A 12,611-nucleotide genomic window follows, 5' to 3' on the forward strand; every position below is an offset into this window, starting at 1 on the left:
CCCGGAGTCGTCTGATGACCCACCCGCTCTCCATCGGCCCGCACGCCGTCACGCCGCCCGTCGTGCTCGCACCCATGGCGGGGATCACCAACGCGCCCTTCCGCACCCTGTGCAGGGAGTTCAGCGGCGGCAAGGGGCTGTTCGTCAGCGAGATGATCACGACCCGGGCGCTGGTGGAGCGCAACGAGAAGACCATGCAGCTGATCCACTTCGACGCGACCGAGAAGCCGCGCTCGATCCAGCTGTACGGCGTCGACCCGGCGACCGTCGGCAAGGCCGTCCGCATGATCGCGGAGGAGGACCTGGCCGACCACATCGACCTGAACTTCGGCTGCCCGGTCCCGAAGGTGACGAGGAAGGGCGGCGGCTCGGCCCTGCCCTACAAGCGGAACCTGCTGCGGGCGATCCTGCGCGAGGCGGTCTCCGGCGCCGGCGACCTCCCGGTGACGATGAAGATGCGCAAGGGCATCGACGACGACCACATCACCTACCTCGACGCCGGCCGCATCGCCGTCGAGGAGGGCGTCACGGCCATCGCGCTGCACGGCCGTACGGCCGCCCAGCACTACGGCGGCACCGCCGACTGGGACGCCATCGCCCGCCTCAAGGAGCACGTGCCGGAGATCCCGGTGCTCGGCAACGGCGACATATGGTCGGCCGAGGACGCGCTGCGGATGGTGCGGGAGACCGGTTGCGACGGGGTGGTCGTGGGGCGAGGGTGCCTCGGCCGGCCGTGGCTGTTCGCAGATCTGGTGGCCGCCTTCGAGGGACGTACGCAAGCCCGCGCCGGAGGCACTGATGGACACAGTGCGCGGCCGACGCTCCGCGAGGTGGCCGACATCATGGTCCGGCACGCCACCCTCCTCGGCGAGTGGATCGGTGACGAGTCCCGGGGTGTCATCGACTTCCGCAAGCACGTCGCCTGGTACCTGAAGGGCTTCGCGGTCGGCTCCGAGATGCGCAAGCGGCTCGCCATCACCTCTTCGCTGGAGGAGCTGCGGGCGGGACTGGACGAGCTGGACCTCGACCAGTCCTGGCCGCTCGGCGCGGACGGCCCGCGCGGCCGTACGTCCGGCAACAACCGGGTGGTGCTGCCGGACGGCTGGCTGAAGGACCCGTACGACTGCGCGGGCGTCGGCGAGGACGCGGAACTGGACACCTCCGGAGGCTGACTCCGGGGGCTGATCAGCCCTTCTTCGGGTGCGGAGTCGAGCCGTACGCCGTCAGGAAGCGGTCGCGGAACGCGCTCATCTTCCAGACCGGCGCGTTGTGGGCGGGACGGAGGCCGTCCGTCCAGCCCCACCCGGCGATCTTGTCGAGGACCTTCGGGTCCTTGGCGACGATGGAGACCGGTACGTCACGGCTGGCGTGGTTGCCGCTGACGCGGGCGATCGGCTGGTGGTCGCCGAGGAAGACGAGCACGGTGTCGTCACTGCCGTAGCGCTCCAGCCACTGGGTCAGGGCGGTCACCGAGTACTGGATCGACTTGCCGTACTCCTGGCGGGACTTGGTGGTGTCGGCGATGACGTCGGCCGGCTGGTTGCCCGCCGCCTGGATGCCCTTGAAGACCGAGCCGTCGCCCAGCTGGTCCCAGCCGACCATCTTCGGGATCGGCGCCCAGGGCTGGTGGCTGGAGGTCAGGATGAGCAGCGACATCCGCGCCTTGCCGTCGGCGGGCTTCTTGCTGTGCACCCGGTCCTGGTACTGCTGGAGCGCGTACTGGTCCGGCATGGTCGACCAGCTGAACTTGGGTCCCTTGTAGCCGAGCTGGAAGGCGTTGTAGACCTTGTCCAGGCCGTACCACTTCTGCTCCGGCCAGCCCTTCTGTACGCCCGGCATGACGCCGACCGTGTCGAAGGCGCCGGTCTTCTTGAACGCCTCGGTCAGGCTGAGGTGGTCGCTCGCCATGACGGTGCGGTAGCGCTGCTGGTTGCTGATCCACAGCCCCGACATGGTGGTGGAGTGGCCGAGCCAGCTGCTGCCGCCGTAGGTCGCCGAGGTCAGCCAGCCGCTCTTGGCGTGGTAGCCCGCCTTGGCGAGGGCCCTGGTGCGCGCGTCGAGCGTGCTGTCGACGCCGGGCGCCATGATCGGGTCCTCGACGGCACTGCGGCCGTAGCTCTCGATGAACGTGAAGATCATGTCCTTGCCGCGCAGGGCGGGGACCAGTTGGTTGCCCGGGGTGTTCCCGAACGCGTCCACCTTGGCCACCTTCTCGAACTCCGCCTCGTCCCGGAGGGTGTTCCGGGCCTGCCGGACCTGCCACTTCAGCGCGGTGGCGGTGCGGTCGGCGGCGATCGGCACGCCGGATACCTGCAGGCCGAGGGAGGAGCAGGTGATCCAGACGACTCCGGCGATCAGGGTGCCCCGGGTCGCGGTGCCGGTGTGCCGGGCGAGCACGTTGCCCAGCCGGACGGTCGACAGCGCCAGCAGCACGAACAGCAGCAGAACGAGGGCGATGACACCGGCTGTGGCGGCGAGGGTGGCCGTACGGCCCAACGAGTCCTCCAGATACGACTCGGCGTCGCCGAGCAGGCTCCAGTCGAGGACGGGGTTGAAGCCGCGGCCGAGGTACTGGTTGAAGCCCATGTCGAGCAGGTTCAGCACGGTCATGGCGGCCAGCGCGACTCCGGACACCGCGGCCAGCACGATCCGCGGCCGGCGCGGCAGCGCCAGCATCACCGCGGCCCCGATGACCGCTTCCCCCGGTATCCGCAGGAACTTCGCGGGCCCGATCCCGACGACGGAGTTCGGCAGCACGAGCGCGGCGACGACGAGGGCGGCGGCGAGCACGGTGACGGTGACGGAGAGGGCCTGGGCGGCGGCCGGGTGGGCTTCCCGCCAGCGGAGGGTGCGGGAGGACCAGGCGGTCCAGGCGCGACGGGCGGGACGAGAGGCGGCGGGGGCGGCGGGTTCCTCGGGGGTGGCCTGCTCGGCGACGGTCTCGGCGGGGGTGGCTTGCTCGGCGACGGTCTCGGTGGTGGTCTGCTCGGTGGTGGCTTCCTTGGTGGCGGTCTCGGCGGGGGTGGCCTGTTCAGGGGCGGCTTGCTCGGTGGCGGTTCGCCCCGTGATGTCTGCTTCGGCTGCGGCTTTCGCGGAGGGTGTGGTTTCGGCTGGGCCTTCCGGCGCGGCCTCGGTGAGCCCCTGGGCGGTGTCTTCAGCCTCGGCTTCCGGAGCTGCCGTGGTGTCTGATCGAGCGGGTCCCGCGATGGCTCCCTCGGCTGTGGAGCCGGCGACCTCGGCCGTAGCCGTGGCCTCTTCGGGGCCGTCTTCCCCGGCCTCCGCGGAGCCCACGGCTTGCGGGGCCGGTGTCCTCTCCTCGTCCCGTTCCTCGTCCCGTTCGTCGAGGACGGCCTCGGCTCCCCCGGCCGTACCCGGTGACTGGTGCGTGCTCGTGTGCTGAGGCAACCCGGAGGTCCTTCCGTGCGAGACCCGTGACGGAGTCGGCGGGCCACGCTGGGGAAACTGGGCAGGGCCGGAGAAACCCCGGCCCGCCTGGCCCGCCGACATCCCGTACGGCTCACCCGAGTGCGCTGTTCACGCACCTCGGCAAACACCGGGCAAACGCCTCGTCAAGCCTCTCGCCGGTGACGCTCAGCCCGGTTCGGACGAGGCGACGAGACAAGCCCTGACGTCGAGAACGGCGAGTTCGGGGTCGGCGCCGACAGCACGGAAGAGCCGGGGTGCCGCCGGGCCTTCCGGGGCGGCCGCACGCATCGCGTCCAGCGCGGCACGGTTCCGCCACAGGGTCTGGATACGCCAGCGTCCGTCGCGTCCGCTCAGCAACTCGGTGCGCAGCAGCCCCTCGGGCAGCGGGCCGGCGACAAGCTCACGGTAGGCCGTGACCAGCTCTCCTTCCCGATCGGGCGGGACGATGGCGCTGACCTCGGTCAATACCTGTCCGGCCATGACCCTCCTCTCCTTCCCGCTCTCGCCCTCACGCTACGCGCCACCGACCGCCGTGAGCAGCGCGAGCGGCGCCGCCGCCGAGCGGGACTCGCGGACGCACGCGTGCGGGTAGGGGACCGGCTCCGGGTGCGTGTCACGGCCGTAGCCCGCCAGCACCTCCGGCAGCCGGTGGCCGGCCGTCGTCGCCGCGTCGACCAGGGCGTGCGCCGCCGTACGGGCCTCGTCGTGCAGGCCGTAGCGGGCCAGGCCCAGGGTGATCAGCGCGTTGTCGTGCGGCCAGACCGAGCCGCGGTGGTAGGAGAGGGGGTGGTACGCCGGCTGGCCGGAGGCGAGGGTGCGTACGCCCCAGCCGGAGAAGAAGTCCGGTTCCAGCAGCCGTCGTCCGACCACCTCGCCGTACTCCTTGTCCAGCAGCCCCGACCACAGCAGATGCCCGGCGTCGGACGCCAGCGCGTCGACCTGGCGGCCCTGCCCGTCCAGGGCGAGCGCGGGAAAGGAGCGCTCCGGCATCCAGAAGTCCCGCTGGAAGCGGTCGCGCAGGTCGGCCGCCGCCTGTTCCAGCAGGGCGGCGTACGTCTCGTCGGCCCACGCCGTGCGCGCCACCGACGCCGTGCGGCGCAGCGCGTCGTACGCATAGCCCTGGGCGCCGGCCGCCATCACCGCGCCGGTGGGCCGGGTGCCGTCGGACCAGCAGATGGCGCCGGGGGAGTCCTTCCAGTTCTGGTTGGCGAGGCCGCCCTTGTCGGCGCGGTAGACGAGATAGCCGCGCGAGGTCAGCCCGCCGTGGTCCAGCATCCAGCCGATCGCCGCGCGGGCGTGCGGTTCAAGACGGCGGGCGAGGACGGCGTCGCCGGTCTGCTCGACGTACGCGCCGAGCAGGATCAGGAACAGCGGGGTCGCGTCGACCGAGCCGTAGTAGCGCCGGAACGGCACCTGGCCGAAGTGTGCCAGCTCGCCGTGCCGCACCTCGTGCACGATCTTGCCGGGCTGGGCGACCGAGGACGTTCCGTTCCCGGTGGCCTGGGTGGCGGCCAGTGCGGGGAGTACGGCCGCGGCCAGCTGAGGGCGGTACGGCAGCGCGAACAGGGCCGTGAGCAGGGCGTCCCGGCCGAGCAGGGTGAGGAACCAGGGGGCGCCGGCGGCCGGTACGCGCAGCTCCTCGCCGTCCGGTCCGGCCGCCGCCACCTGGAGCGCGGCCAGGTCGGCCAGGCCCCGGGCGCAGGCCGCCGCCAGCTCGGGCCAGCCGGTCGGGAAGGCCACGCCCTCCACGAACCTGCCCTCCAGCGCGAGGAGTTGTTCGTTCACCGAGGCGGGCGAGCGCGGCACGCGCAGGGCGCGTTTGTCCCCGTGCGGGCGGGCCATCACGCGCAGCACCAGCTCGGTCGTGCCGTGGGGTTCCAGATCCAGGGTCCACACCAGGCGGCGGGCGCCGGTGCCGGTCTCCTCGACGGCCTCGGGGGCGGGGTCGGCCGTGATGGTCGTACAGGACCGCCAATCGGCGCGCCGGTAGGAGAACTCGATGCCGTCGTCCAGGACCTGGCGGGAGCGTACGGCGCCGGCCTTGACGTAGGTGCGGTGGTCGGAGCGGAGTTCGAACTGGTCGGTGAAGTCGGCGTCGGCCGTGATGGCGAGCCGGACGGTGGTGGGCACCGGGCGGTTGCTGGTCACCCGCAGGGACTCGACGAACGAGCTGTCGCCGACGGCCTGTTCCCGGAAGAGGGTGTGTGCGGGCGGCTCCTGCCGGCCGCCGCGCGGCACCAGCACACAGCGGGCCGCGTCGCCGTCCGTGACCGGGGTGAGCACCTCGGGCACCGCGCCGTCGACGGTGAGCTGCCAGCGGCTGAGGTGCCGGGCGTCGCGTACGAATAACCCGTCCGGGGAGCTGCCCCGCCGCACCCCGCTGATGTCGCCCAGGTCGCCCACGGCGGCGAACGTCGCCCCGTGCACGAGCAGATGATGCCGGTCCGTCATCCCCGGTCCCCTCCCTTGTCACTCGTGTCGAACGCGCCCGTGGCCGTGGGGGACACGGTGTGCCCGGGGCGTTCATGAAGCAGATCCAGTGCAAGCGCGGCCGTCCAGCCGAAGCCGGTCGCGCCGCAGGCCTCCCCGGTGTACGGGTCGACGTACTCGGCGAAGCCGGTGGCGTCGGCGAGGCTCAGCACCGCCTCCCGCAGCGCGTCGGCCCGCTGTCGCTCGCCGTGCGCGCGCAGCCCCCGTTCCAGCAGCCAGCTCGTGTTGAACCACGCGGGGCCCCGCCAGTACCGGTGCGGGTCGAAGGCCTCGCCGAGGAGGTCGTAGCTCGGGACCATCGCCGTGGACTCGCCCAGCCCGAAGTGCGGGCCGCACAGCGTGCGGACGAGGGCGGCGGCGACCGGGCGGGGCAGTCCCGGCAGCACCAGCGGGACCAGGCCGGAGACACTCCGCTCGGGGATCAGCTCCCCGCCCCGCAGATCCCGGCACAGGAACATCCCGCTCGCCGCGTCCCACAGCCGCTTCACCAGGGCCGCCGTCAGCCGCTCGGCGCGCGCGTGGCGCGCGGTACCGGCCGCGCCCAGCTCCGCGGCGATCCGCGCCAGCGCGTGCTCGGACGCGATCAGCAGCGCGTTGAACGCCGGGTCCTCGACGGCGAACTCCCCGTCCCCGTCGGCATAGGAACGGTCCCGGTAGTCCGTGGCCAGCCGCACGTACCGCCCGTAGTCCAGGTCCGTCGGCCGGTCCTCGGGGGCGCCGTGGTCGAGGTCGGCGCGGCGGAAGGAGCGGGCCGGGGCGGGCGTGACGCGGGAGAGCGGGGCGTCCCAGCAGGGGCTGTTGTCCATACCCTGTTCCCAGGGGTGCATCACGGACACCAGGCCGCCCCCGCCCAGGTCCCGGCGGTGCAGCAGATACCGGTGCCAGGCGGCCAGCCGCGGATACACCCCGGCGAGGAAGCCGCGGGCCTGCGAAAGACCCGGGTCGGCGCAGTGCACCAGCCAGGCGGCCAGGGCGTGCACCGGTGGCTGCACGATGCCGGACGTCTGTACGGTGCGCGGGGCGCCCGCAGCGCGCCCCGCGGTCGAGGAACGCCAGAAGTCGGGGCTCGGGAAGTACGCATCGAGCGGTACGGAGGGGTTGAAGACGATGTGCGGGATGCGCCCGTCGCCCCACTGGGCCGCCAGCAGCGTCTCCAGCTCCGTCTGCGCGCGCAGCGGCGAGAGATGCCTGAGGCCGATCGCGATGAACGCCGAGTCCCAGGACCACTGGTGCGGATACAGGCTCCGGGAGGGGACCGTCGAGCTGCCCGTCCAGTTGGCGTCGAGCACCTGTGCGGCCCTGACGTGCAGCGACGGCGCCGAAGCCGGCGGATCGTATGCGATCTCCCTCTCCGGGAGACGGGCGGTGAGCTGGGCAGTGCGATCCACTCGGGACTCCCCGAAGACGTCCGGCCGACCGGGTTTGGCTGTGGCTACCTTAGAGTTACGTCTACTTAACACGCAAAACCCAATATGTAATGCAGGCTTGGGAAACACAAGGGGGTGCGCATGACGGGACAGCCCGGCAGGACCGGACGCAGCGGAAGCCAGACGAGCGCCGGCGATCTGCTCGAACTCGTGCGCAGCGGGCGCGCCGTCACGCGCGGCGCGCTCCAGCAGGCCACCGGGCTGTCCCGGGCCACCGTCGGCCAGCGCCTGGACCGGCTGTTCCGGGCCGGCTGGCTGCGCGAGGGCGCCGGCGGACCGGTCGGCTCCCCGCTCGGCGGCCGCCCCTCCATCACCCTGGAGTTCGACGACTCCCACGCCGTGGTCCTCGCCGCCGACCTGGACACCCGGCACGCCCGGGCGGCCGTCCTGACCCTGACCGGCGAGATCCTCGCCGAGCACTCGGGGACCCTCGTCATCGAGGACGGGCCGGAGGCGGTCCTCGGCGAACTCGGCCGCTGGTTCGCCGAGTTGCTCACCAAGGCCGGGCACCGGGCGGAGGAGGTCTGCGGGATCGGGCTCGCGGTGCCGGGACCGGTCGACAGCGCGACGGGCCGGGTGGTCCAGCCGCCGATCATGCCGGGCTGGGACGGCTACGACATACGAGGCCGCCTCTCCCGCGCCTTCACCGAGCACACGAGCGCCCCCGCGGTCCCGGTCCTGGTGGACAACGACGCCAACCTCATGGCCTACGGCGAACAGCGCACCGGACACCCCGACTGCTCGGCCTTCGTGCTGGTCAAGGTGTCCACGGGCATCGGCGCCGGGGTCGTGGTCGACGGCTCGATCTACCGGGGGATCGACGGCGGTGCCGGCGACATCGGGCACATCCGGGTGGACGCCCAGGCGCTGTGCCGGTGCGGCTCGTACGGCTGCCTCGCCGCCGTCGCCAGCGGTGGCGCCGTGGCCCGGCGGCTCGCGGAGGCCGGGGTGCCGGCCGCCTCCGGCTCGGACGTACGGGACCTGCTGGCCGCCGGGCACCCGGAGGCGGCCGCGCTGGCCCGGGAGGCCGGGCGCCGGGTCGGCGACGTGCTGGCGACGGTCGTGACCCTGCTCAACCCCGGCGTGCTGATGATCGCGGGCGACCTGGCCGGAACGCCCTTCCTCACCGGGGTCCGCGAGCTGCTCTACCAGCGGGCGCTGCCCCGCTCGACGGCCCACCTGGACGTCGTGACCTCGCGGCTGGGGGAGCGGGCGGCACTGATCGGCGCGGGGGCGCTGGTCGTGGAGCACCTGTATGCGCCGGAGCGGGTCGAGGAGCGGCTGGTGGCGCTCGGGGTGTGACGGGCGGGTTTCTGTCCCGAGGCAGGTCCGAGGCAGGTCCGAGGCAGGTCCGAGGCAGGTCCGAGGTAGGTCCGAGGCACGTCCGCATGGTGAAATCCGGTCCTCTGTGAAAGCGTGATTCTCGCCACCCTTGATAAGGGCTGCGCTCAGATGAGCAGATCTTGCGCGGCTGCACTTTTCCAAGGGGTGGCACTCGGTGCCACCCCTTGATCGTTCATCGATCGAAATCAGACGTGCCGTGACCCGCTCATCTGAGCGGAAAACTGCACCTGTGGGCATTGGTGCGTTCAAGAAGTGAAAACATCAGCCTGTCGCCGCTTGCCAAGCTTTGACTTTCGATCCGCTGGCGGACGAGTGGTTACAGGCGCATGACGGGCAAGTGGACGTACCCAGGAGCCTTCGATCTGGGTATGTTCCTCGCCGTCAGGGCAGCCACCGCGGCCTCAAGGAGTCGAGACCCGTGTCGGAAAACAAAGAACCCCACGTAGCGAAGTTCGTTTACGACTTCACCGAGGGCAACAAGGACCTCAAGGACCTCCTGGGCGGCAAGGGCGCCAACCTCGCCGAGATGACCAACCTCGGTCTCCCGGTCCCTCCCGGCTTCACCATCACCACGGAGGCCTGCAAGGTCTACCTGGAGAGCGGCGAGGAGCCCGTGGCACTGCGTGACGAGGTGAGTGCGCACCTCGACGCCCTCGAGCAGAAGATGGGCAAGAAGCTCGGCCAGGCCGACAACCCGCTGCTGGTCTCCGTCCGTTCCGGCGCGAAGTTCTCCATGCCCGGCATGATGGACACCGTCCTGAACATCGGCCTCTCCGACAAGTCGGTGCAGGGCCTGGCCAAGCAGGCCGGCGACGACCGGTTCGCCTGGGACTCCTACCGCCGCCTCATCCAGATGTTCGGCAAGACCGTCCTCGGCGTCGACGGCGAGCTGTTCGAGGAGGCGCTCGACGCGGCCAAGGCGGCCAAGAAGGTCACCGTCGACACGGACCTCGAAGCGGCCGACCTGAAGAAGCTGGTCACCAAGTTCAAGAAGATCGTCAAGACCGAGGCCGGCCGGGACTTCCCGCAGGACCCGCGCGAGCAGATGGACCTCGCCATCAAGGCGGTCTTCGACTCCTGGAACGGCGACCGCGCCAAGCTCTACCGCCGCCAGGAGCGCATCCCGCACGACCTGGGCACGGCCGTCAACGTCTGCTCGATGGTCTTCGGCAACCTGGGCCCCGACTCCGGCACCGGCGTCGCCTTCACCCGCGACCCCGCCTCCGGCCACCAGGGCGTCTACGGCGACTACCTCCAGAACGCCCAGGGCGAGGACGTGGTCGCGGGCATCCGCAACACGGTCCCGCTCGCGGAGCTGGAGTCGATCGACAAGAAGTCGTACGACCAGCTGATGCAGATCATGGAGACCCTGGAGAACCACTACAAGGATCTCTGCGACATCGAGTTCACCATCGAGCGCGGCCAGCTCTGGATGCTCCAGACCCGTGTCGGCAAGCGCACGGCGGGCGCGGCCTTCCGCATCGCCACCCAGCTGGTCGACCAGGGCCTGATCGACGAGACCGAGGCGCTCCAGCGCGTCAGCGGCGCCCAGCTGGCGCAGCTGATGTTCCCGCGCTTCGACGAGGACGCGAAGGTCGAGAAGGTCGGCCGGGGCATCGCGGCCTCGCCGGGCGCGGCGGTCGGCAAGGCCGTCTTCGACTCGTACACCGCGGTGAAGTGGTCCCGCTCGGGCGAGAAGGTCATCCTGGTCCGCCGGGAGACCAACCCTGACGACCTGGACGGCATGATCGCGGCCGAGGGCATCCTGACCTCGCGCGGCGGCAAGACCTCCCACGCGGCGGTCGTCGCACGCGGCATGGGCAAGACCTGTGTCTGCGGCGCGGAGGAGCTGGAGGTCGACACCAAGCGCCGCCGGATGACGGTGCCGGGCGGTCACGTGGTCGAAGAAGGCGACGTCATCTCCATCGACGGTTCGAGCGGCAAGGTCTACCTGGGCGAGGTCCCGGTGGTCCCCTCCCCGGTGGTGGAGTACTTCGAGGGCCGTATGCACCCCGGTGCCGACGACGCGGACGAGCTGGTCGAGGCCGTGCACCGCATGATGGCCTTCGCCGACCGCAAGCGCCGCCTGCGGGTGCGCGCCAACGCGGACAACGCCGAGGACGCGCTGCGCGCCCGCCGCTTCGGCGCCCAGGGCATCGGCCTGTGCCGCACCGAGCACATGTTCCTCGGCGACCGCCGTGAGCTGGTCGAGCGCCTGATCCTGGCGGACACCGAGGCCGAGCGCGAGGAGGCCCTCAAGCAGCTCCTCCCGCTGCAGAAGAAGGACTTCGTCGAGCTGTTCGAGGCGATGGACGGCCTGCCGGTCACGGTCCGCCTCCTCGACCCGCCGCTGCACGAGTTCCTGCCCGACATCACCGAGCTGTCGGTCCGGGTCGCCCTGGCGGAGTCCCGCAAGGACGCCAACGAGAACGACCTGCGCCTGCTCCAGGCCGTCCACCGCCTGCACGAGCAGAACCCGATGCTGGGCCTGCGTGGCGTACGCCTCGGCCTGGTGATCCCCGGCCTCTTCACGATGCAGGTCCGGGCCATCGCCGAGGCCGTGGCCGAGCGCAAGAACGCCAAGGCCGACCCGCGCGCCGAGATCATGATCCCGCTCGTCGGCACCGTCCAGGAGCTGGAGATCGTCCGCGAGGAGGCCGACCAGGTCATCGCGGAGGTCCAGGCGGCCACCGGCACGCAGCTGAAGCTGGCGATCGGCACGATGATCGAGCTGCCGCGCGCCGCGCTGACGGCGGACCAGATCGCGGAGGCGGCGGAGTTCTTCAGCTTCGGCACGAACGACCTGACCCAGACGGTGTGGGGCTTCAGCCGTGACGACGTGGAGGCGTCCTTCTTCACCGCATACCTCGAGAAGGGCATCTTCGGAGTCTCCCCCTTCGAGACGATCGACAAGGACGGCGTCGGCTCCCTGGTGAAGGCGGCGGCCAAGGCGGGCCGTGCGACCCGCCCCGACCTGAAGCTCGGCGTCTGCGGCGAGCACGGCGGCGACCCCGAGTCGGTCCACTTCTTCCACGAGGTGGGTCTGGACTACGTCTCCTGCTCCCCGTTCCGCATCCCGGTCGCCCGCCTGGAGGCGGGCCGCGCGGCCACCCAGTCGGCGGGCAGCGACCACCGCTGAGCCGAGGGCGGCAGCACCGCCGCCCGCCCGGACCCCGGAGCCGTCGTCGGTCCCCGACCCTCAGACCGATCGACGGCGGCTCCGGCGCACGAAAGAGGAGGGGCGGCACCCTGTGCGGGGGTGCCGCCCCTTCGGCGTTCCCGGCTGTGCCCGGTGGGTCAGATGGTGCCCTCCGTGTTGACCGGGCCGACGTGGAAGGTGTGGGAACACGTCGTCCAGGGTGCGGGGACGAGGGTGGCGCTGTACGAGGCCGGCGGGTAGATCCTCAGGTAGGTGCCGGTGCGTAGGCAGGGGCCGCCGATCGGGCCGTTGGCGGTGCGGATGACCGCGGAGACGGAGTGTCCGGGGGCGAGTGGGACGGTGGCGTAGGACCGGCTGGTGCGGGTGGCGGCCGGGCCGATCTGCCGGTGCGCGGTGTCCAGGACGCTGATGCCCGGGTAGCCGCGCAGGCCGCACTCGCTGGTGCTGGTGTTGGTGAACCGGATGGACCAGTAGAGCGATCCGGCCGCGCCTTCCTTGCGGCCCATGGAGAGGTACAGGTCGTTCAGGCCGCAGGTGCGCGGACCGGCCGACGCCCGAGTCGTCGTGGTCGTCGTCGCCGTTGCCGTCGTTGCTGCCGTCGCGCTCCATGCGACGCCCGCTGTCGCGAGTGCCGCCGCGGTGGCGGTCAGTGCGGCGGCCAGGCCGCGCCGGGACAGGAATCGAGTATTCAGAAACATGGCGCATCCGCCTCCATCGGGCGAATGGGTTGATGTAGGTCGCTATGTTGGATGCGCCCTCGCCGG

The 12,611-nt window shown here is 71.5% G+C and carries 8 protein-coding genes; 3 read left to right on the forward strand and 5 right to left on the reverse strand.

The features are described 5' to 3' along the window. Positions 1 to 14 precede the first annotated feature (14 nt). A complete protein-coding gene (gene dusB / locus AQI88_RS33520; protein WP_067006547.1) occupies positions 15 to 1,172 on the forward strand; it encodes a tRNA dihydrouridine synthase DusB in 1,158 nt (385 codons plus the stop codon). 13 nt (positions 1,173 to 1,185) lie between these two features. On the opposite strand, the gene AQI88_RS33525 is transcribed toward dusB, so the two are convergent. The 4 genes from AQI88_RS33525 to AQI88_RS33540 form a co-directional block, all read right to left on the reverse strand. Continuing rightward, positions 1,186 to 2,790: an alkaline phosphatase family protein gene (locus AQI88_RS33525; RefSeq protein WP_067006689.1), complete on the reverse strand. Its 1,605-nt coding sequence runs from the start codon at positions 2,788 to 2,790 to the stop codon at positions 1,186 to 1,188. 801 nt (positions 2,791 to 3,591) lie between these two features. Further along, complete coding sequence (locus tag AQI88_RS33530; protein ID WP_067006549.1) at positions 3,592 to 3,906, reverse strand: hypothetical protein; 315 nt, start codon at positions 3,904 to 3,906, stop codon at positions 3,592 to 3,594. Between the two features lie 33 nt (positions 3,907 to 3,939). Then, positions 3,940 to 5,877: an amylo-alpha-1,6-glucosidase gene (locus AQI88_RS33535; RefSeq protein WP_067006551.1), complete on the reverse strand. Its 1,938-nt coding sequence runs from the start codon at positions 5,875 to 5,877 to the stop codon at positions 3,940 to 3,942. Further along, positions 5,874 to 7,304, reverse strand: a complete 1,431-nt coding sequence (locus tag AQI88_RS33540; RefSeq protein WP_067006553.1) for an MGH1-like glycoside hydrolase domain-containing protein — start codon at positions 7,302 to 7,304, stop codon at positions 5,874 to 5,876. The genes AQI88_RS33535 and AQI88_RS33540 overlap by 4 nt, the downstream gene beginning before the upstream one ends. 120 nt (positions 7,305 to 7,424) lie before the next feature. On the opposite strand from AQI88_RS33540, the gene AQI88_RS33545 reads away from it, so the two are divergent. Both AQI88_RS33545 and ppdK read left to right on the forward strand, forming a co-directional pair. Next, positions 7,425 to 8,645, forward strand: a complete 1,221-nt coding sequence (locus AQI88_RS33545) for an ROK family transcriptional regulator (protein WP_208615978.1) — start codon at positions 7,425 to 7,427, stop codon at positions 8,643 to 8,645. A 460-nt stretch (positions 8,646 to 9,105) separates the two neighbouring features. After that, positions 9,106 to 11,826 carry a pyruvate, phosphate dikinase gene (gene ppdK / locus AQI88_RS33550; RefSeq protein WP_067006558.1) on the forward strand — a complete coding sequence of 907 codons (2,721 nt, stop codon included), beginning with the start codon at positions 9,106 to 9,108 and terminating at the stop codon, positions 11,824 to 11,826. A gap of 158 nt (positions 11,827 to 11,984) precedes the next feature. On the opposite strand, the gene AQI88_RS33555 is transcribed toward ppdK, so the two are convergent. Further along, complete coding sequence (locus AQI88_RS33555; protein WP_067006561.1) at positions 11,985 to 12,545, reverse strand: DUF4232 domain-containing protein; 561 nt, start codon at positions 12,543 to 12,545, stop codon at positions 11,985 to 11,987. Positions 12,546 to 12,611: the final 66 nt, after the last annotated feature.

Source organism: Streptomyces cellostaticus (assembly GCF_001513965.1).
GTDB classification, from domain to species: Bacteria; Actinomycetota; Actinomycetes; order Streptomycetales; family Streptomycetaceae; genus Streptomyces; species Streptomyces cellostaticus.